General features: G+C 70.3%; 21 protein-coding genes and 1 pseudogene. 7 read left to right on the top strand and 15 right to left on the bottom strand.

The window, feature by feature from the left end; translation table 11 throughout:
• Positions 1-61: 61 nt before the first annotated feature.
• From AA0005_RS08180 to AA0005_RS08170, 3 genes are all read right to left on the bottom strand, one after another.
• Entirely contained in the window at positions 62-991 is a 930-nt protein-coding gene (locus tag AA0005_RS08180; protein WP_413452918.1) for a carbohydrate ABC transporter permease, read from the bottom strand.
• Positions 988-1,938 carry a carbohydrate ABC transporter permease gene (locus AA0005_RS08175; RefSeq protein WP_413452917.1) on the bottom strand — a complete coding sequence of 317 codons (951 nt, stop codon included), beginning with the start codon at positions 1,936-1,938 and terminating at the stop codon, positions 988-990. The genes AA0005_RS08180 and AA0005_RS08175 overlap by 4 nt, the downstream gene beginning before the upstream one ends.
• 84 nt (positions 1,939-2,022) lie before the next feature.
• Positions 2,023-3,336, bottom strand: a complete 1,314-nt coding sequence (locus AA0005_RS08170; protein WP_413452916.1) for an ABC transporter substrate-binding protein — start codon at positions 3,334-3,336, stop codon at positions 2,023-2,025.
• Positions 3,337-3,600: 264 nt separating this feature from the next.
• On the opposite strand from AA0005_RS08170, the gene AA0005_RS08165 reads away from it, so the two are divergent.
• From AA0005_RS08165 to AA0005_RS08145, 5 genes and pseudogenes are all read left to right on the top strand, one after another.
• Positions 3,601-4,878: an AGE family epimerase/isomerase gene (locus tag AA0005_RS08165; RefSeq protein ID WP_413452915.1), complete on the top strand. Its 1,278-nt coding sequence runs from the start codon at positions 3,601-3,603 to the stop codon at positions 4,876-4,878.
• 47 nt (positions 4,879-4,925) lie between these two features.
• Positions 4,926-5,138: pseudogene (locus AA0005_RS08160) on the top strand (NAD(P)H-binding protein); the annotation flags it as partial.
• A 303-nt stretch (positions 5,139-5,441) separates the two neighbouring features.
• The gene (locus AA0005_RS08155; protein WP_413452914.1) at positions 5,442-6,464 is read left to right on the top strand and encodes a methionine ABC transporter ATP-binding protein; all 1,023 of its coding nucleotides are present in this window, start codon (positions 5,442-5,444) and stop codon (positions 6,462-6,464) included.
• Entirely contained in the window at positions 6,464-7,132 is a 669-nt protein-coding gene (locus AA0005_RS08150; RefSeq protein WP_413452913.1) for a methionine ABC transporter permease, read from the top strand. The genes AA0005_RS08155 and AA0005_RS08150 overlap by 1 nt, the downstream gene beginning before the upstream one ends.
• Positions 7,133-7,155: 23 nt before the next feature.
• Positions 7,156-8,004, top strand: coding sequence for a MetQ/NlpA family ABC transporter substrate-binding protein (locus tag AA0005_RS08145; protein ID WP_413452912.1), 849 nt, complete (start codon positions 7,156-7,158; stop codon positions 8,002-8,004).
• 80 nt (positions 8,005-8,084) lie between these two features.
• On the opposite strand, the gene AA0005_RS08140 is transcribed toward AA0005_RS08145, so the two are convergent.
• The 7 genes from AA0005_RS08140 to AA0005_RS08110 all read right to left on the bottom strand — a co-directional run bounded on the left by AA0005_RS08140 (position 8,085) and on the right by AA0005_RS08110 (position 14,696).
• Complete coding sequence (locus AA0005_RS08140) at positions 8,085-8,939, bottom strand: MurR/RpiR family transcriptional regulator (protein WP_413453073.1); 855 nt, start codon at positions 8,937-8,939, stop codon at positions 8,085-8,087.
• Complete coding sequence (gene phnE / locus AA0005_RS08135) at positions 8,939-9,766, bottom strand: phosphonate ABC transporter, permease protein PhnE (protein ID WP_413452911.1); 828 nt, start codon at positions 9,764-9,766, stop codon at positions 8,939-8,941. The genes AA0005_RS08140 and phnE (AA0005_RS08135) overlap by 1 nt, the downstream gene beginning before the upstream one ends.
• Positions 9,763-10,566 (bottom strand): phosphonate ABC transporter, permease protein PhnE, encoded by an 804-nt coding sequence (phnE, locus tag AA0005_RS08130; protein ID WP_413452910.1) that lies wholly within the window; start codon positions 10,564-10,566, stop codon positions 9,763-9,765. The genes phnE (AA0005_RS08135) and phnE (AA0005_RS08130) overlap by 4 nt, the downstream gene beginning before the upstream one ends.
• Position 10,567: 1 nt before the next feature.
• A complete protein-coding gene (gene phnC / locus AA0005_RS08125; protein ID WP_413452909.1) occupies positions 10,568-11,425 on the bottom strand; it encodes a phosphonate ABC transporter ATP-binding protein in 858 nt (285 codons plus the stop codon).
• 7 nt (positions 11,426-11,432) lie between these two features.
• Complete coding sequence (gene phnD, locus AA0005_RS08120) at positions 11,433-12,434, bottom strand: phosphate/phosphite/phosphonate ABC transporter substrate-binding protein (RefSeq protein ID WP_413452908.1); 1,002 nt, start codon at positions 12,432-12,434, stop codon at positions 11,433-11,435.
• 26 nt (positions 12,435-12,460) lie between these two features.
• Positions 12,461-13,153 carry an HAD family hydrolase gene (locus AA0005_RS08115; RefSeq protein ID WP_413452907.1) on the bottom strand — a complete coding sequence of 231 codons (693 nt, stop codon included), beginning with the start codon at positions 13,151-13,153 and terminating at the stop codon, positions 12,461-12,463.
• Positions 13,154-13,343: 190 nt separating this feature from the next.
• The gene (locus AA0005_RS08110) at positions 13,344-14,696 is read right to left on the bottom strand and encodes an MATE family efflux transporter (RefSeq protein WP_413452906.1); all 1,353 of its coding nucleotides are present in this window, start codon (positions 14,694-14,696) and stop codon (positions 13,344-13,346) included.
• A gap of 309 nt (positions 14,697-15,005) precedes the next feature.
• On the opposite strand from AA0005_RS08110, the gene AA0005_RS08105 reads away from it, so the two are divergent.
• Positions 15,006-15,164, top strand: coding sequence for a hypothetical protein (locus AA0005_RS08105; RefSeq protein WP_413452905.1), 159 nt, complete (start codon positions 15,006-15,008; stop codon positions 15,162-15,164).
• A gap of 9 nt (positions 15,165-15,173) precedes the next feature.
• Here the strand turns inward: AA0005_RS08105 and AA0005_RS08100 are convergent, their stop codons facing one another.
• The gene (locus AA0005_RS08100) at positions 15,174-15,482 is read right to left on the bottom strand and encodes a hypothetical protein (RefSeq protein WP_413452904.1); all 309 of its coding nucleotides are present in this window, start codon (positions 15,480-15,482) and stop codon (positions 15,174-15,176) included.
• Positions 15,483-15,570: 88 nt separating this feature from the next.
• Between AA0005_RS08100 and AA0005_RS08095 the strand changes: the two genes are divergently transcribed.
• On the top strand, positions 15,571-16,215 hold the full coding sequence (locus tag AA0005_RS08095) for a hypothetical protein (protein WP_413452903.1): 645 nt from the start codon (positions 15,571-15,573) through the stop codon (positions 16,213-16,215).
• 5 nt (positions 16,216-16,220) lie between these two features.
• Here AA0005_RS08095 and AA0005_RS08090 read toward each other — a convergent pair whose 3' ends face one another.
• The 4 genes from AA0005_RS08090 to AA0005_RS08075 form a co-directional block, all read right to left on the bottom strand.
• Positions 16,221-16,739, bottom strand: coding sequence for a hypothetical protein (locus AA0005_RS08090; RefSeq protein WP_413452902.1), 519 nt, complete (start codon positions 16,737-16,739; stop codon positions 16,221-16,223).
• 112 nt (positions 16,740-16,851) lie between these two features.
• A complete protein-coding gene (locus AA0005_RS08085; protein ID WP_413452901.1) occupies positions 16,852-17,832 on the bottom strand; it encodes a carbohydrate kinase family protein in 981 nt (326 codons plus the stop codon).
• A gap of 13 nt (positions 17,833-17,845) precedes the next feature.
• Positions 17,846-18,814, bottom strand: a complete 969-nt coding sequence (locus AA0005_RS08080; RefSeq protein WP_413452900.1) for a glycosyl hydrolase family 32 — start codon at positions 18,812-18,814, stop codon at positions 17,846-17,848.
• Between the two features lie 24 nt (positions 18,815-18,838).
• Positions 18,839-19,882 carry a LacI family DNA-binding transcriptional regulator gene (locus AA0005_RS08075; protein ID WP_413452899.1) on the bottom strand — a complete coding sequence of 348 codons (1,044 nt, stop codon included), beginning with the start codon at positions 19,880-19,882 and terminating at the stop codon, positions 18,839-18,841.
• Between the last annotated feature and the right edge of the window lie 23 nt (positions 19,883-19,905).

The raw sequence follows: 19,905 nt of genomic DNA, 5'->3' as shown, positions 1-19,905 counted from the left end.
GTGAGGTCCTTTCGGGAGAGTGGGGTCGCTTCAGGGGCGGTGACCGGGCGTGCGGGCCCGGTCACTTCGTCGCTCCTGCGGTGAGCCCGTTGTAGATCTGCCGCTGAAGCAGCAGGAAGGCGATGAGGGTGGGGACGATGACCAGCAGTGCGCCCGCGGCGATGACCTCCCAGGCCGAGCCGAACGGACCGGTGAAGCGGAACAGCGACGTGGAGATGACTCCGAGGTCGGCTGCCGGCATGTAGAGGAACGGGAGGTAGAACTCGTTGTATATCGCGATGCCCTTGATGATGATCACCGTGGCAATAGCCGGCTTGAGCAGCGGGAAAATCACGCGCGCATAGATGGTGAAGCGGTTCGCACCGTCAAGCATTGCTGCCTCGTCCAGCGAAACGGGAATGGAGCGCATGAACTGCATGAAAATGTAGATCGCAATGATGTCCGTGCCCATGAAGAGCAGGATCATCGCGAGCCTCGTGTTGAACAGTCCGAGGCCCACGACCACCTGATAGGTGGCGACCTGCGTCGTGACGGCCGGGACGAGCGTCGCGACGAGGAAGGCCCCGAGCAGCAGCGAACGGCCCCGGAAGGAGAACCGGTCGACGGCGTAGGCGGTCATCGTCCCGATGAGGATCGTGCCGACGAGGGCGACGCCGAGGATGATGGCCGTGTTGAGGAACCCGCGGAGCATGCCGCCCTGGGTGAACGCCGTGACGAAGTTGCCGAAGTTGGCCCAGTCCGTGGGCGGCTGGAGCGGCCCGGTAGCGCGGTACTCCGCGTTGGACTTGAAGGCGGCGAACACGATCGTGATGAGCGGGGTGAGCGCGGCGAGACTCGCGATCACGAGGCTGACGTACTTGCCCGTGGACGCCAGCGGCCCGAGCACGGGGGCAGCCGTCCTGAGTGCGCGGGCCGTGTGCAGCCGGACCCGGTCACCGAGGGTGAGTACGGTGTCGCGCTGCTCCAGCTGTTGCCCGGTCGAGGTGGTCATGTGAGCTCACTCCTGCTCTCGGGGAAGACCCGCCGCTGCACCCACGAGACGATGAGGACGATCACCAGCAGCACCACGGCCATCGCGGAGGCGAGACCCGTGTTCCGGAAGGTGAATGCGGTGTTGATCGTCTGGATGACGAAGGTCTCCGAGCCGTTGGCGCCACCGGTCATGACGAAGGGGATCTCGAAGGCAGAGAGCGCCCCCGACACGGACAGGATCGCGGTGAGGCCGATGATCTGCCGGATCCCCGGGAAGATGATGTAGCGGAACCGCTGCCAGGCGTTGGCCCCGTCGAGTTCGGCGGCCTCGTACTGCTCGTTGGGGATCGACGAGATCGCGCCCAGGAAGAGCACGAAGTTCAGGCCGAGGTAGCGCCAGACCGAGGTCCCGGCGAGAGACACGTTCACCCACTCGCGGTCACCGAGCCACATGGGCGTGTCCTCAACGCCGACGAGCCCGAGCAGGGCGTCGAGCGTGCCGTCGGGGCGGAAGAAGTAGAGGAAGATGAGGCCGATCGCGACACCGTTGATGAGGTAGGGGAAGAAGATGATCCCCTTGAACAGGTTCCGAGCCCTCGTCTTGAAGGACAGGATCGTGGCGAGGTACAGCGCGATTGCCATCTGCAGCAGTGCACCCACGAGGTAGAACGCACTCACGACGAAGACGCGGAAGTAGCGGGAGTCGGTGAGTATGCGTGTGTAGTTCTCGAGGCCGACCCACTCCTTGACCGGGTCGATCCCGTCCCAGGAGGTGAAGCTGTACCAGATCATCGACGCCACCGGGTAGTAGGTGAACGTCAGAAGCAGCACGACGGGCGCGATGAGGAAGAGCAGCGGGGTGACTCGCCATCCGCGGTTGACACCGCGGCGGCGCGCGCGCTGCGCGGGGCGCGCCGCCCCTGCCGCGGTCACGTCCTCGACCGGCGGCCGAGAGGTGATGGCCATACTCGTCTCCTTCGATGGAACGATCGACGATCGTCCGAGCTGGGCCCGGACCACACTCAGGCGTGTGGTCCGGGCCGCGGGCACTTAGCCCTCGTTCACCACGGTCCGGGCCTCTGCCCAGCGGCTGTTGAGGTCGGCGAAGACCGAGTCCATGTCACCGTCGACCGCACCGCGGGCAACGTCGATGAACTCGCGCCGGTACTGGTCACCATTGAGGTCGATCTCCGCCCGGTTGAAGATGTCCGAGAGGAGCGACTCCTCACCGGCGGGGACCGGTGCGAGCTCGACCAGCTCGACGCCGTACTCCTCGAAGTCGGCGAGGGTCGTCGGGAGCGGGCCGTCGATGATCGGGGACAGACCGCCCTGCGCCTCGGCGAAGTCGGTCTCGTTGACGAAGAAGTCGAGCCACGCGCGTGCGGTCGCCTTGTTCTCGGAGTGCCGGCTGACGCCGATGGAGTAGTCACGGTTGACGCTCGCCCTCAGCTGACCGTCGACCTCCCAGGGCATCGGCCAGAAGCCGATGACATCGCGGGAGTTGCCGTTCGCCTCGGCCGCGTCCTGCATCTGCGGCACGGCCCACGAGCCCAGCACCATCGCACCGATCTGCCCGGTGCCGATCAGATCCTTGGACTCCTCCCAGTTGGTCGTCGTCGGGTCCTGCTCGGAGAACCCGCGCTCGACGATCTGGTACAGCAGGGAGTCGATCTCGTACTGCTCGTTGCCCGGGGTCCAGGGTGCGTCCTGCTCGGTGCGCATGTTGACGGCCTCGGGACCGTCGATCGTGCCCTGGGTCGACTGCCACGAGGACAGGGGCCACCCGTCGGCGTAGTTCGTGTAGTAGGGCACCGCGTCCGTCTCGTCGGCAACGGCCTGGAGTGCGTCGAGGAACTCCTCGGACGTCCGCGGCGGCTCCGTCACCCCGGCCGCGGCGAAGACCTCGGTGTTGTAGACGTAGCCCATCGCACTGCCGAAGGTGGCGAGCCCGTAGACCTGGTCCTCGTAGACGCGGTCACTGAGGAAGCGGTACGTCTCCCCCATCTCGGCGACCGTCCCGAGAGGCTCGAAGAAGGTCGGCAGCTGGTCGGGGGTCACCGTGTTCGGCACGAGCAGGACGTCGCCGTAGTTCTGCGAGCTCAGTCGCGTCGTCACGTCGCCCTCGTAGTCGGTGAGGGCCTCGAACTGAACCTCGGTGCCGGGGTGCTGCGCCTCGAACTCGTCGGCGTAGTCCTGGAGCACGGTGTCCACGATGTCCGTGCGGTTCGTCAGCACGGTGATCGTCCCCGAGATCTCTCCGCCGTTCTCGTCGCCCGGGCTCGAGCCCGTGTCCGAGGATCCACACGCGGCCAGGAGGGCAGTCGCGGCGACCGTGGCACTGGCGACCCATACCTTGCGTCTCATCGAGTTCCTTCTCTCATCGTCATCGATACGCGGCCGGACCGGCCGTCAGATCTGCAGAACCGCTCCCCCGCGCCCTGCCTGCTCCTGCGACGTTAAACGCTTAAGTTTTTTAAGTCAACGAGGTCATTTCGGACTTTTGCGGGCCTCCCCGCGCGCTCCGGTAGCGTGCGGCGCGTGCCTGAATTCGATGCCGTTCCTTCCGATGTCCGTCACGCCCTTGCGACACCGCCCACCTGGCTCGGGTCACCGGCCCACTCCCGCTGGTTGGAGCAGCACGCGGACGACCTCCTGGCCTTCGCCTCCGGCGCCGCTGTGCCCGAGGGCTTCGGCTACCTCGACGACGCCGGCGCCGTCCTTCCCGCCAGAGGTACCGAGCTCTGGCTCACGTGCCGCATGACTTACGCGTTCGCGCTCGGGACGCTGCTCGGTCGCCCCGGGTGCGGGCCTCTCGTCGACCATGGCATCGAGGCCCTGCGCACGCGCTTCGAGGACGAGGAGTACGGAGGATGGTTCTCGGCCGTCGGCCCCGACGGGCCGACGAACACCGCCAAGGAGGCCTACGCGCACGCCTTCGTCATGCTCGCCGCCGCGACCGCCACACTCGCGGGCCGACCGGGCGCCAAGGATCTGCTCGACCGCGCGTTGGCCGTCAGCGAGGGCCGGTTCTGGTCCGAAACCGAAGGAATGGTCCTGGAGTCCTGGGACAGGGCGTTCACCACGCCCGAGCCCTACCGCGGCATCAACGCCAACATGCACACGGTGGAGGCCTACCTCACGGTTGCCGACGTCACCGGGGAGAGCATGTGGCGCGACCGCGCCCTGCGCATTCTCGAACGCACCCTGACGTTCGCGCGGGCGCACGAGTGGCGCCTGCCGGAGCACTTCACGCCCGAGTGGCACCCTCTTCTCGACTACAACAGCGAGGATCGTGCGCACCCGTTCCGTCCGTACGGAGCGACCGTGGGCCACTGGTTCGAGTGGGCGCGCCTGGCCCTGCACGCGCGGGCAGCGGTCCTGGCGCACGGCGGGCCGGCCGTTCGCCCCGTCTCAGGGCCACCCGGGCAGGTCCCGCCGGCCGAAGAGCAGACGGCCTGGCTCCTGGAGGGAGCCGTGGCACTGTTCGAGGCCGGCGTGCGTGAGGGCTGGGCCGTCGACGGTGCGGACGGTTTCGTCTACACGGTCGACTTCGCCGGCGAGCCGGTGGTGCGCGAGCGCATGCACTGGGTGGTCACCGAGGCCGTCGGCGCGGCCGCTACCCTCGCCACCACCACTGGTCAGGCGCACTACGCCGACTGGTACGCACGGTGGTGGGACTACGCGCACACCCACATGATCGATGGCACCGGGTCATGGATCCACGAGCTCGACGCACAGAACTCTCCGAGCGCCACGGTCTGGGCCGGCAAGCCGGACGTGTACCACGCCCTGCAAGCCACGCTGCTGCCCCGACTGCCGGTATGGCCCACCATCGGGACCGCACTGCGCGCGGGACAGCTCGACCAACCCGCACGCGAGAGGGCAGCGGAGTCCCGCAGACGGTAGCCGACGGCACCGGTCGCGGAGGTTGGTAGACACCCGGCCTCGACTGGACGATCGTCGCCCCCGGCGCCCTCACCCTCGACGACCCGAGCGGCCGCATCGACCTCGTGACGAAGGACGACGGTGGCGAGCACAAGACCTCCCGCGCGAACGTCGCGCGGGTGATCGCCGCGGCGCTCGCGGAGCCGGCGTCCGTCGGCCGCATGGTCGAGTTCGCCGACGGCGACACCCCGATCGCGGACGTGCTCGCGGCGCAGGGATGACGACCGGTGGACGACGACGGCGCCCCACGGGTGCGCCGTCGTCGTCCACCGCTGCCGGGCTGCTGGACACCCTGTCCGGAGTCACCTGTCGACGTGATACGTTCACGGCGCACGCACTCCCGGGAAGGACGAGGACCATGACGAACACCTGTTGTCGGTCCACGCGCTTCGTTCCCGGGGCCGCGCTGTGACGCACCGCTGACACGACCGGAACCGAACGAGGCACGAGCACCGTGCCTCGTTTTTTTGTGCCTCTAGCCCGAAAGACCCGCAATTGACGAACACCCGCACGGCGGTCGCGCAGTGATCACCCTCGACCGCATCTCAAAGCGCTACGTCACCAAGAGCGGCACGGTCGACGCCCTGGTCGACGCGTCGCTCCAGGTGGAGCAGGGCGACATCTACGGCATCATCGGCTTCTCCGGGGCCGGCAAGTCCACGCTCATCCGGATGGTCAACCAGCTCGAGTCGCCGGACAGCGGCACGGTGACCGTCAACGGCGTCGACCTCACCGGGCTGTCCTCCCGCCGGCTGCGCCGCACCCGGCGGGACATCGGCATGGTCTTCCAGCAGTTCAACCTGCTCGAGACGAAGACCGTCTACCGCAACGTCGCGATGCCGCTCCTCATCCAGGGCGTGCCCAAGGCCGAGATCGACGAACGCGTCACCGAGGTGCTGCGGTTCGTCGAGCTCGAGGACAAGCGCAACGCCAGCATCCGCCAGCTCTCCGGCGGGCAGAAGCAGCGCGTGGGCATCGCCCGCGCGCTTGCCACCCGGCCCTCGATCCTCCTGTGCGACGAGGCCACCAGCGCGCTCGACCCCACGACCACCGAGTCGATCCTCGCTCTGCTGAAGCGGATCAACCGCGAGATGGGTGTGACGATCCTGCTCATCACCCACCAGATGCACGTGATCCAGCGGATCTGCAACAAGGTCGCGGTCATGGAGGCGGGCCGGATCGTCGAGCGCGGCAGCGTGATCGACGTGTTCACCGAGCCGCAGCAGCAGATCACCCGGCAGTTCGTCCGCACGGTCGTCAACGACCAGATCCCCCAGCCCATGCTCGAGATGGTGCGCGCCGAGACGCGGCCGCAGGAGCTGCTCCGGCTGCAGTTCGTCGGGGACAGCGTGCGCCAGCCGCTGCTGTCCTCCCTCAGCCGGGTCGACGGCCTGGAGGTGAACATCCTCGGCGCGACCGTCGAGGAGCTCCAGGAGTCGGTCATCTGCCTGTTCCTCCTCCAGCTCATCGGCGCCGACGACGTCCTGCGCCGAGCGGAACGGCTCATCGACGACGCGGGAATCCTGCGGGAAAGGATCGAGGTCTGATGGACCAGGAGATCTTCGGCATCACCGTCGACCGGCTGGTGCTGGCCGGCGTCCAGACCGTCTACATGCTCGGCTGGGGAATGCTCATCGGCACGGTCATCGGCATCGGGCTGGCGCTGGCGCTGGTGCTCAGCCGCCGCGGCGGGCTCATGGAGAACCGCTTCACCTACGCCGCGGTCAACGTCTCGATCAACATCGTGCGCAGCATCCCGTTCATCATCCTGCTCGTCGCGATGATGCCGATCACCCGGGCCATCGTGGGCACGAGCGTGGGCAGCCGCGCCGCGCTCGTCCCGCTGATCGTCTACATCGCCCCGTTCATCGCGCGGATGGTCGAGCAGAGCCTGCTCGAGGTGTCCCCCGGCGTGCTCGAGGCCGCCAAGGCCATGGGGGCGAGCAACCCGCAGATCGTCCGGCGCTTCCTCCTGCCCGAGGCGTACGGCTCCATCGTCCTGGCGCTGACCACGAGCGTCGTCGGCCTCCTCGGCGCCACCGCCATGGCCGGCTACGGCGGGGGCGGCGGCGTCGGCGACCTCGCCCTCACCTACGGCCGGGAACGCTTCAACACCCCGCTCATGATCTTCACCGTCGTCATCCTCGTCATTTTCGTCCAGCTCATGCAGGCGGCGGGCAACTACCTGTCCCGCCGGCTGCGCGAACCCCGCTGACTCCTCGAAAGGGAAAACCCAGCATGAAGAACATCCGTACCCTCGCCGTCGCCGGTGCCGCCCTCGCCCTCACCCTGGCGGCCTGCGCCGAGCCGGGCGCCGTGGAGTCCGAGGACACCGACCCCGCCTCGGGCGACAAGACCACGCTGACCTACAGCAAGTCCCAGGGCCCGTACACCGAGCTGTTCGAGGACGCCGTCGCGCCCATCCTCGAGGAGCAGGGGTACACCCTGCAGGCGCAGGACGTGTCCGACCTCCTCACCGCCGACATCGCCCTCAACGACGGCGACGTCGACTTCAACGTCGAGCAGCACACCGCCTACCTCGAGGCGTTCAACGCCGAGAACGACGGCGACCTCGTCCCGATCACCCCGATCCCCACGGTCCCGGCGGGCATCTACTCCGACCACCACGACAGCCTCGAGGACGTGCCCGACGGCGCGACGGTCGCCGTCCCCAACGACGCCTCGAACATGGCCCGCGCCTACCTCCTGCTGGAGAAGATCGGGTGGATCGAGGTCGACGAGTCGGCCGACCCGGCGATGCTCACGCAGGCGGACATCGTGGAGAACCCGCACAACCTGCAGATCACCGAGATGCGGTCGCTGACCATCCCCCCGGCGAGCACCGACTTCGACTACATCGTCATCACCGGCTCGATCGTCTACAACGCCGGCATCGACCCGTCGACCGCGCTGGCCACCGAGGACATCCTCGACCACCTCGTCCTCCAGGTCGTCGTCAAGGAGGAGAACGCCGACGCCGAGTGGGCCCAGGCCATCATCGACGCCTACCACTCCGAGGAGTTCGCCACCTACATGGAGGAGAACAACGACGGCCTGTGGTGGATCCCGGAGGAGCTACAGTCCTGAGCTTGCTCTAGAACCACACGACGACGACGGCGCACCCACCCGGGCAGGGAGGGTGCGCCGTCATCGTCGACCCCCGCTGCTTACTCCCGCAGGCTCTTGGCCACCTCGGTGAGCACTGCCATCCGCGCGGCCTGGGCTCGCGAGTCCCGGCGGACGATGAGCGCCTCCACGAGCAGCTCCCCCACGAGCGCCATCGCGGCCCGCGAGGTCTGCAGGAGCTCGTCGCGGAAGGACTCGGCGGACGGCGGGACGACGAGCGTGTGCGTGGCACGCTCTACCAACGCGGAGCGGGAGAAGCGGGTGACCGCCAGCACCGTCGCGCCCGCCTCGCACCCCGCGTCGACGACGTCTAGCGTGGCCCGGCTCGCCCCCGAGCCGGAGACCGCCAGCAGCACGTCTCCCGGCCGCAGCTGCCGGGCCGCGATCGCCTGTGCCAAGCCGTCGGGCAGCCACGCCGCGGAGCGCCCCGCCGTCGCCAGCCGCAGCGCGATGTCGTAACCGAGCGGGGCCGAGAGCCCGTTCGCGGCGATCACCACCTGACCCGCCTCGTCCAGCGCGGCGACGAAGGTCTCGACCACCTCCTCGGTGAGCGCCCCGGCGATGTTCGGCAGGCCACTGCCGAACCGGGCGATGGCCGCCCGCATGACACCGAGGGCTCCGTCGTCGGACTCCCCCGTCGGCTGCTCCACCACCCGCTCCCGCGCCAGCGCCACGCGCAGCTGGGGGTAGCCGTCGTACCCGAGCGTCTGGGCGGTGCGGACCACGGAGGCGCGGCCGACGCCCACGGTGTCGGCGAGCTCCTGGGCGGTGCTGTCCACCGCCCGGTCCGGATCGGCGAGCACCGCCTCGGCCACGCGCCGCTCGCTGCGCTGCAGGGAGGGGAGCAGGGCCGCGATCCGTGCCGACGGGGAGGTATCGGCCGAGCCGTTCCACATCACGCGCCCCTCCCCTCGACGATCCGCCGCCGCACGGCACCGGACACGGCGTCGATCACCATCGTCACGACGACGACCACGATGATGAGCACACCCACCGTGTCCCACTGCCTGTCCTGCGTGTAGATCGTCAGCATGTCACCGATCCCGCCCACCCCGATGAGCCCGAGGATCGCGGAGGTGCGGACGTTGATCTCGAAGCGGTACAGCGCGAGGGACATGAGCTCCGGCGCGGCCACCGGCCACAGCCCCCAGCGCACCACCTCGGCGACGGACCCGCCGCTCGCCCGCACCGCCTCCGCCGTCCCCGGTGGCACAGCCTCGATGGTCTCGTAGGTCCACTTGGCGTGCGTGCCGATCCCGCCGATCGCCAGGGCGAGCGCTCCGGTGAACGGCGTCAGCCCGGTGACGGTGAGGATGACGATCGCGATGATCACCTCGGGCACCGCCCGGACGAGGGCGAAGACCCCGCGCAGCGGCAGCCGCAGCCACGCCGGCCCCACGCCCTGAGCGGCCGGGACGCCCAGGAGCGTGGAGAGCAGCACGCCCAGCAGCGCGCCGAACCACGCCATCGACACCGAGCGCCACGTCTGGAACAGCGCCTCGGGCACCATCGTCCAGTTCGGCTCGGTGAACATGAGGCCGAGGTAGCGCAGCACGTCGGCCGGCAGCCGGGCGACCTTGTCCCACTCCAGTCCCAGCCCCCAGAAGGACACGACAACCACGGCGACGGCGAGGCCGCCTACCAGCCGCACCGCGAGACGTCGGGGTCGCGCGGGTGCGACGGGAGGGGCCCCGACGGGCCGGTCAAGGACCGTCGTCGTCATCGCAGCCTCTTCCGCAGCAGGTTCGAGACCACCTCGATGAGCAGGACGACCACGAGGATCTGCAGGATGATCGTCGCGAGCGCGTCGTACCGGTAGAAGCCGCGGACCTCGTCGATGAGCCGCCCGATGCCGCCGGCACCGACGAGCCCGAGGATCGCCGAGATCCGCACGTTGAGCTCGAGGGAGTAGAGCACCTGCGAGGCGATCACGGGCCAGGACTGCGGCAGTGCCATGAGCCGGTTCACCTGTGTCTGGGTCCCGCCCGCGGCGTGTCCGGCCTCGAGGTAGCCCGCGTCGGCCGAGTCGATGGCCTCCGAGACCAGCTTGACGACGATGCCGACGTCGAACATCACGAGGGTGATCACGCCGGGCAGTGCCCCCACGCCCACCATCGCGACGAGGATCGTCGCGTAGACGAGGTCGGGGACCGCTCGCACGACGTTGACGACGAACCGCACCGCCCGCCGAGCCGGCGTGCGCGGGTTGGTGGGCCGCGCGGCCCACAGCGAGAGCGGGACGGCCAGCAGCGCCGAGATCGCCGCCCCGACGACGGCCATCTGCAGGGTCTCCAGCAGCGGCTGCCAGGTGCGCGGGAGGATCGACCAGTCGGGCCGGAACATGTCGGTGATGCGCTCGGCGCCGTTGCGCCAGTTGCGCACGATCGCCATGAGGTCGATCTCGACCCCGCCGATCGCCGGGATGGTCGTCGCCACGGTCAGCGCGACGAGGACGACGGCGATCATCAGCCGGCGGGACCACGTACGCGGGCGGGCCGGGAGCGTGAGGTTGTGCGTCGTCATGTCACTGTCCCAGCCGGTCGCGGGGCTGCACCGGCCTCCCGTAGATCGCGGCGAAGTCCGCCTCGGTGGCGCTGGCCGCGGGTCCGTCGTAGACCACCTCTCCCCCGCGCAGGCCGATCATCCTGGTGGTGTACTCGCGGGCGAGGTCCATCAGGTGGAGGTTGACGAGCACGGTGAGCCCACGTTCGGCGTTGATCGCCGTCAGGTCCGACATCACCGCGTGCGCGGTGGGCGGGTCGAGGCTTGCGACGGGCTCGTCCGCGAGCATGACGGCCGGCTGCTGGCTCAGTGCCCGCGCGATCGCGACGCGCTGCTTCTGCCCGCCGGACAGGGCACCGGCCCGGTGCCAGACCCGCTCGAGCATGCCGACCGACTGCAGCGACCGGGCGACGACCTCGCGGTCCTCCGCCGTCGCCGCCCCCAGCAGGGTGCGCCAGGTGGCGTGGTGGGACAGCCGGCCGACGAGCACGTTCTGGTAGACGCTGGCCCGCTCGGCGAGGTTGAAGCCCTGGAAGATCATCCCGATCTGACCGCGCGCCTCGCGCAGCCGACGCCCGGACAGCGCCGTCATCGTGTGCGGACCCACCGTCACCGTTCCCGCCGTCGGGGTGACGAGGCGGTTGATCGTGCGGATCATCGTCGACTTGCCCGAACCGGACAGCCCGACGACCGACACCATCTCCCCGGCCGCGATGGACAGCGAGACGTCCTTGAGCGCGACGACGCCGTTCGGGTAGCGGACCGTGACGCCGTCGAGCTCGATGGGCCACGACCCGGGGGCCGGGACCGCGGTGGTCCCGGCCCCGGGGGCCGGGACCGCGGTGGTCCCGGCCCCGGGCCGCGCGAGGTGCGCCGTCATGGGGTGGTCACTCACTGAACCGGGCGTTGACCTCACGGGCGAGGTCGATCGCCGCGGGGTCGGCCGGCACCCAGTCGGTCTGGTCGAAGAGGTTCTGCAGCGTCTCCGGGTCCACCTCGGAGTAGTTGTCGAGCAGGTCGGTGATCTCCCCGCGCAGGTCCTCCGGGAGCTCGTCGGACAGGACGACGCCGCCGTTGGGGTACATCTCGGACAGGCCGAAGACGACGACCTTCTCCCCGAGGTCGGGCACCTCGGACTCGTCGATCGAGCTGCGCGCGTCCCAGAACGCGAAGCCCACCTCGGCGTCCCCGTTGTAGACGGCCATGATGAGGGTGTCGTTGCCGGTGACGGGCACCTGGTCGAGCTCGTCGATGTCCACGCCCTGCTCCTCCAGCGCCAGGACGGGCAGCTGGTAGCCGGCCGGGGAGGTGGTGTTGCCGAAGGCGACGGGGGTGCCGGGCTCGATCCGGCTGAGCATCTCCACGCCGATCGGCCCGACGCCGGTGTTCTCCTCCCCCTCGGCGACCCCGTTGCAGTAGAGGAAGCTCTGGCCGGTGGCGGCGTAGGTCGCGGCGACCGGCTCGTCGTCGCAGTACTTGTCGGGGTTGTTGGTGAAGAACTGCGCGGCGTACTGGGAGGCGCCGAAACGCACGTCCTGCAGGACGGCGTGGGCGCCGTAGCGGTCCTCCGCGGCGGCGAGGGACCCGGCGTCGGCGATGGCGATGTGCGCCTGGCCGGAGCCGATCGCCTCGACGGCGGCCTGGTAGTCACGGGTGACGACCCCCTCGACGGTGACGCCGAGCTCCTCGGAGAGGTAGTCGGTGAGCGGGGCGACGGAGGTGACGAGGTCGGTGACGTTCTCGTTGGGGATGAGCGCGAGGGTGATCTCTGAGGGCCAGTCGTCCGACCCGCCGGTGGCGGCGGAGGCGTCCGCGTCGTCCGAGGTCCCGCACGCGGCGAGCGCGAGGAGCACGACGGCGGCGCCGGCGGTGGAGGCGATGTGGCGCATGTCTGGGTCTGCCTTTCGTGAGGGTGTCACGCCCGGGCGGGCGTGTCGGTGGTGGGTGCGGGAACGGGGGCGGCGGCCCACGCGGCGATGTCCGCGTAGAGCAGGTCGAGCCGCTCGGCGGCGAAGGTGGAGCGGCCGGCGTCGACCCGAGCGGCCGGGCCGACGAGGGCGGTGTCGGCCCCGAGCAGGCGAGCCGGCGCGAGGTCGAACTCGTCGATGTCGCCGACGGACAGGACCGGGCCGATGGCTAGCGCCTGCTCGATGACCGCCGCGAGGCCGGCGGGCTTGCCCGCCGCGCACACGACGTCGTCGAACGCGCCGTCGGCACCGAGCGCCTCGAGCGCCTCGGGGATCCGGATGGCGGGCGCATTGGTCACGAGCACGAGCCGGGCGTCCTGGGCGAGCCGGCGGAGGAAGGCACCGAGCCCGCGGGGCGCGGTGACCGGCGCCGCGTCGGTACCGAGCAGCTCACGGCTGCGCAGGTAGCCCGCGGAGAGGGTCGCGTCGTCGATCCCGACGGCGTGCGCCGCCGCGGCCACCGCGTGGTACCCGTCGCGGTAGGTGCCGGGCCGCTCGGCGTCGAGGGCGCGCGCAGCCGCCACCTCGCCGAGCAGCGCCTCGGAGCCGGCCAGCCGGGCGACGCACCGGGCGTAGGCGTCGAGCGGGCCGTCGCCGAGCGAGATCGTCCCGTCGAAGTCGAAGATCACCGTGCGCCCCACCGAGGCTCCTTCTCACTCACCCGCCCGCTCTGGACGTTGCGTCCGACAGTGGCAGGTCGAGTGGACGGTGCGGCCAACGCCAGGTGAACAGTGCGTGACCAGATCCGAGGTCGGACGCCCTGGCGCGTCCGTCGGCTCGTCCCGGCCGCCGGACGGCGGCCCGGTGACGCGCCGCTCGTGGGCGGGGTGGCTACCCGCGCTCGGCGAACAGCTCCTTCTCCCGCCACCTGCCGAAGCGGTAGTACAGGTACGCGAACGCGCTGCTGAGGACGAAGCTCGCCCCCATCCCCAGCGCGATCCCCTGCTCCCCGAACCAGCCGGCGAACAGCGAGGCGAGCGGGAAGCGCAGCACCCAGAAGGAGATGATGTTGAGCGCGAGCACCTGGTACATCGCCCCTGCCGCGCGCACGACGCCGTTGAGGACGAAGTTGATCCCGAGGAACGGGTAGAACAGCGCGACGATCCGCAGGTAGGTGACGCCTAACTCGACGGTCTCCGGCTCGCGGACGAACAGCGTCACCGCCGGGCGCGCCAGCAGCACGACGAGCAGCGCGACCGTCGTCATGATCGCGAGGTTGTACAGCACCCCCACCCGGGAGATGCGGCCCACGCGCTCCCAGCTGCCCGAGCCGATGTTCTGCCCGGCCATGCTCGACACCGCGATCCCCAGCGCCTGCGCCGGCAGGATGATGAGCGAGTCGATCCGCTGCGCCGCCCCGTACCCGCCGACAGCGGCGGTCCCGAACCCGGTGACGACGCTGATGATCGCCGCGGACCCGGCCGAGATGACCGCCATCTGCAGGCCCGAGGGGATGCCGAGGTTGAGGATCGTGCGGACCTCGGTCCACGCGGGCCGGGTCGGCCGCCGGAAGGGCGCGAGCCGCCGTCGGCTCACGTAGACCGCCCCGTAGAGGAACGCGACGCCCTGCGACACCACCGTCGCGACGGCGGCGCCCCGCACCCCCAGGCCCAGCACGTGGATGAACAGCGGGTCGAGGACGAGGTTGAGCAGCACCGCCACGACGACGAAGCGCAGCGGCGTGCGGCTGTCCCCCATAGCCCGCAGCACCGTGCTGATGAAGTTGTAGCCGAAGAGGAACGGGATGCCCAGGAAGGTGGTCTGCAGGTACGCCTGCGCCGGCGCGACGATCTCCGAGGGCGTGCCGAGCACCTCGAGCAGCGTCCCGGAGAGCAGGAACCCGGCGGCGCCGAGCACGAGCGCGAGCAGGAACTGGATGACGACAAAGGCGTTGAGGTAACGAGCCAGCCCGTCCTCGTCCCGCCGCCCGCGGTGCTGGGACAGGATCGTCAGCGCGGCGTTGTTCATCCCGATGACGAAGGACAGCCCCGTGAAGACGATGACGGCGGAGACGGCGACGGCGGCCAGCGCGTCCGCGCCGAGCAGGTTGCCGATCCACAGGCTGTCGACGAACTGGAAGGACGTCTGCAGCAGGTTCGCCAGCATGATCGGCGCCGAGAACGTGACGAGCTGGCGGAAGGTGCTGCCCTGCGTGAAGTCGTGTCCCTGACTCGTCCGGGACATGCCCTCACTCCCCCTCCACCGCGCGCGGCGCGGTGCCGGGCCGGCGTCACTATAGGCACAGCTCCAGCCCGCCCGCCGCGCGACGACGACGGCGCACCCGCCCTGGCACGAGCCCCTCCGTCGCCGACGTGCACGTTGGCACGCTGCGCGGCCGCGGAGGAGCCTGGGAAGGACCCGAGAGGACAGCGATGACGACACCGACCGACCACGACGCCTACATCGCCGCCGCGCCCGAGGCCTTCCGGGCCGTGCTCGAACACCTCTGCCAGATCCTCACTCGCACGCTGCCGGACGATCGTCGCGTACAACATGCCGGCGTTCAGCATCGGCGGGACGGTGGTCGCGAGCTACGCGGCGTTCAGCAAGCAAGCGACCAAGACGGGCATCACCTTCTCGCCGCGCAAGCCGATCCCGGACGAGCTCGTCGAGCGGCTGGTCAGGGCCTCACGGGAGGACGTCGGCGCCTGACGTCTCGGCTCACGGGCGCGGGTCCACCCGCTTCCACCGCTTCTCCCCGCGCCGCGCACCCATCCCGGCCGCGCACCGGGGGCACAGGGCGGTGACGGCGTCGGCGTGGGTGCCGGTGGCGGGCTGGACCTCCGCCCACGGCACGTGCGGGAAGCGCAGCAGCCGCTCGCGGCTCAGCGCGAGCCCGCACACGGTCTGGTTGGTCGCCGGCACCCAGGCGTGGACCTCCCCGGCGGGCGAGCGCGCGCCGTCGAGGTCCGTCGTCTCGTCGGTCGCGACGACCGACGCCGTCCTCGGCCTGCTCGGACCTCGTCCCACCCTGCACCTCCCGGACCGTCGTGGTGCTCCCAGCATCGGGCACGGCCCGCCTGGCGGCATCAGCAGCCCGGTGTGGCAGGGTGTCGCCGTGTCCCTCAGCCCCTCGCGGAGAGAGCGCCTCACACTGCGGCAGTGCGCCGGCCTCATGCTCCTGTGCGCTGCGGTGTCCTGCGTCCTCCTGGCGCTCGACGACCTCACCCCGCGCGTGCCGTCCCTGCTCGCCGCCGTCGTCCTCGGCGTCGCTGCCGACCGGCTGCTCCAGCTGCCGCGCGGGGTCGCGCCCCTGTACCGCCACGCGCCCACCGCCCCCACTGAGGCGCGCGAGCGCGGCACCCTCGCCACCGCCGTCATCGACCTCGCTCTCACGGCGCGGATCCGGCTGCGGCGGCCGGTCGTCGGCCTGCAGCTTTTCGTCGCGGGCCCGGACGGCCCGTACCTGACGACGACGGCGGCTCGCGTGCGTCGTCGCGCCGTCCCCTCCTACACGCGCGGCGACGTCGTCGCGGTCCGGGTGCACCCTGAGCAGCCGGGCGTGGTGGTCGTCGTCGACGAGGTTCCGCCGTCGCCCGCGCCGCGGCGGCCTGAGTCGGGCCGGGTGCGTGAGTACTCGGGAGAGCCACGGCCCACCATCGGCCGGCCCTTCACGGAGCTCGGAGGCGGACTCGTCCTTCTCGTGCCGATCGCTATCGGCGCGCTCGCGCCGCTCGTCGTCGCCGCTCTGCTGAGCCGCTGACGTGCTCAGCCGCGGCGGGCGGCGTACTCGGTGAGTGGGACGCGCTCCCCCGGCTCGATGCCGAGGAGGGCGGCGAGCTCGGGGTCGCGGATCGGTGCGGTCTTGGTGCCGGTCTCGAAGAGAAAGGAGACCTCGCGGATCTCGTAGCGGGGCTCGCCGTCGGGCAGGCTCTCCTGGAAGCGCGAGGCGCCGGGCGCGAACTCGCACTCGGCGTAGGCGAAGGTCCGCGCCCGCTCCTCGCTGCGGTCCCAGGCGCGGACGGAGGCGATGGTCTGCGCCGGCATCTGGCCGTCGACCTCGGGGTTGTCCCGCACAACGTCCGCGACCGAGCCGCGCAGACCACCCAGGCGCTCGACGCCCGGCCAGCCAGACGTCACCGCGCGGTCCGCGAGTTCGCCCCAGCGGACGTCGCCGGCCACCTTGACGTCCACGCCGCCGCAGGGGGCGAGGTCGTCCAGGTCGCAGGCCGATGCGTCGACGCTGATGCCGGGGCTCCGGTCGATGAACGGCGGGATGACGTGCATGCCCCCATGACACGCCGGCACCGCCGCTCCTGCAACCGTGGGGCCGCCCGTGACGTCCTGGGCACCGCGGGCAGTCGTGCGAACAGCCGTCGCGCGATGGTTCCTCGCCGACCTACAACCCGAACGACTCCATACCCGTCGCTGCCTCAGCAGCACCGGGGGTGGGTGGCGGCAAGGCCACCACCTCCGCCAAGGTCGGCGGATTCGCCCCGGCGCGGCTCACCGTGACGGCGGCAACCCGCGCCGCGAAGACGAGGACCTCCGTGACCTCGTCGGTGGAGATCGAACGCAGGCGGCCACGCCTGTGGGCGCCGGTCAGTCCACGTCTGTCGAGGTCGTGGATGAGCGCACCCATGAAGGAGTCGCCGGCTCCCACCGTGTCGGTGACGACGACCTGCGGCGCGGGCACCTCGACGCGCTGGCCGCCGGGAAGCAGAGCTATAGGTCCCGCCTTGCCGCGGGTCACGATCCCGAGGGCCACTCCGTGCTCGGCCACCCAGCCTGCGACGATCTCAGCCGGGTCCTCACCTGGGCACAGCCACGCGAGATCCTCATCGGACACCTTGACGACGTCGGACACGCCGATGAGAGCTTCGACTTCCGCGCGAACCTCCCGGGCCGCTCCCATCACCGCGGGCCGGAGGTTCGGGTCGTAGGTGATCGTCGCCACCGCGCGCGCCTTGGTGAGCAGCTCGCGAAGTGCTCCCGGGGGCTCCGTTGGTGCCACGGCCGCGATCGACCCCGTATGGACCACGGCGACATGCTCGTCCACACCGACCGGCGGGAGGGTCCAGTCGAGGTCGAACTCGTACGTGGCCACGCCGCCCTCGTCCACCCGGGCGAGCGCGGTCGACGTACGTGCCGCGCCGAAAGACAGCGGGTGGACGACGACGCCCGAGTCGGCCAGGTGGTCGGTGACGGTACGGCCGAGCTCGTCGTCGCCGAGCCACGTGAGTAGGCCGACGCCGTCACCCAGGCGCGCAGCGGTCAACGCCACGTTTGCCGGACTACCCCCAGGGTGCAAAGCACGCCCACCGTTCGGGCTCTCGACGATGTCGACGAGCGCCTCGCCGATCACCAAGAACTTGGCCACAACCGTCCCGTCCCTATCCGAGGTGGTCAAAGCGGCCGTCAGTGACGTGCAGACGCCCGTTCCCGTCCCAGCCCACGGGCATGGGGTCGGACAGCGAGCCGATGAACCTGCCGTGCTCGTCGACGTGGTGGAACGCGAAGAGCCACCAGACACCGCCACGGTCCTGAAGCAGTCGGCCGGCGTACAGCGACTCGTCCGTCAGGCGCGTAGCCTTGGTGATGTCGTACGGCCCTGTGGGCGAGTCGACGGGGACCGACCACACGCCCCCGTGCTCACCGGCGTCGCGCCTCGCCGCGGTGAGCTCACCGCGCAGCGACGAGAAGATGAGGACGTGCCGACCGTCGATCGTTGCGATCTGCGGTACCTCGAGGTGGCCGAACCCGGCACCCGGCTCCGATCGCGGCGGCCGGACGGTCCACGTGTCGAGGTCGGGCGACGTGGCATGCCCGATGACGCCGCGGTCGTCGGGGGCCCCGTGGTTGGCGCGGGCGGTGACGAGCATGTGCCACTCCCCTTCGTGGGCGAACACCCAGGGGTCACGCCACGCTTCGTCGGGCCAGCTGACGCCGTCGAACTTCTCGTACCAGCGGGAGTCGGCCTCACACAGCGCCTCGCTGCCCGCCTTGGTCCACGTGAAGAGGTCGGGCGACGTCGCGACGCCGACGCGCTGGGTGATGGCGTTGTCGGCCCGGGACGTCCCGGTGTAGAACATGCGCCACAGCCCCTCGGGGTCCCTGACGACAGAACCGGTCCACGTGGTGTAGTCGTCGAACGCGGGCTGGTCCGACGCGATGAGCGCGTCGGCGACCTCGTGCCAGGTGCGCAGGTCCTCGGAGACCGCGTGGCCGACGGTCACGTAGAAGTGGCGGCGGTCGGGGTCCCCCAACGCGCGGGACGCCTTGAGGTAGAAGGCGTGATAGCGGTCGCCGTCATCGGCGAACCACATGTCCCAGGTCCAGGCATCGGACAGGACGTTCGACATGAGATCTCGGCCTTTCGGTCGGTGCTAGGAAGCGGTGGGAGGGACGTCGGCCGGTGCTGCAACGGACTCGCGGTGGACCACGGGCCCGCGGAGTCGCGCCGTCGGAGCGTCACCGCTCGCGCCGTCGATCTGGTTGAAGAGCTGTTCGGCAGCCCACACGCCCATGTCGTAGTGCGGGAGCTCGATCGTCGTGAGGCCGGGGAAGATACCGTCGGCGACGTACTCCTGGTTGTCGAAGCCGACGACGGAGACGTCCGCGGGAATGTTGAGCCCCAGCTCGCCGGCGGCCCGGTAGGCGCCCATCGCGAGGCGGTCGTTGAAGCAGAAGATCGCCGTGGGCCGTGGATCGCGGGTGAGGAGGTCCTTGGCGGCCATGTAGCCTCCGGCCGGGTCTGTCTCGGCAACCACGACGGCCACATCCCTCGGATCGACCCCCTCCTCGGCCAGGCGGGCGCGGAATCCCTCCAGCCGGCCCGACGAGGCGGGGATGTCGTCGACGTTGTTGATGAACGCCACCCGTCGGTGGCCGGCCCGCAGGAGCACCTCCGCCGCGTCGCGCCCGCCGGCCACCTCGTCGGGCGCAACCCACGGCACGCCCGGCGTGGCGCACTCCGCGTTCAGCAGCACCGTCGGGACCGAGGCGAGCTGCGGCGGCAGCTCCACCTCACGGTGGAACATCGAGGCGTAGAGCACTCCGTCGACCTGACGGCGGAGAAGCTCCTCGATCTCCCGTGTCTCCACGGCTCGCTCGTACCCCGTCGACACCACGAACACCACCGAGTCTCGCGACAGGGCGACGTCCTGAGCGCCGAGGATCAGCTTGCCGGCGAAGGGCGTGGTGACGATCTCGTCTCCGATGAGACCGATCGTGTTCGTCCGCTGGGTGCGCAGCGACTGCGCGAGCTGGTTGGGAACGTATCCCAGCCGCGCGGAGACATCCTGGATGCGCTGACGTGTGACGGGGTTCACGCGCACCCCCGGGACGTCGTTGAGGACGTGGGAGACCGTCGTGATGGACACGCCCGCTTCCGCGGCCACCTGCTTGATCGTCACTCGTTGCTTCTTCATGTTCCAGTCTCTTCGGGTGTGTG

The organism is Georgenia phoenicis (assembly GCF_047302425.1).
Classification (GTDB): domain Bacteria; phylum Actinomycetota; class Actinomycetes; order Actinomycetales; family Actinomycetaceae; genus Oceanitalea.
Note: the sequence above shows the minus strand (reverse complement) of the source record. Positions and strands in the feature narration are given on the sequence as shown.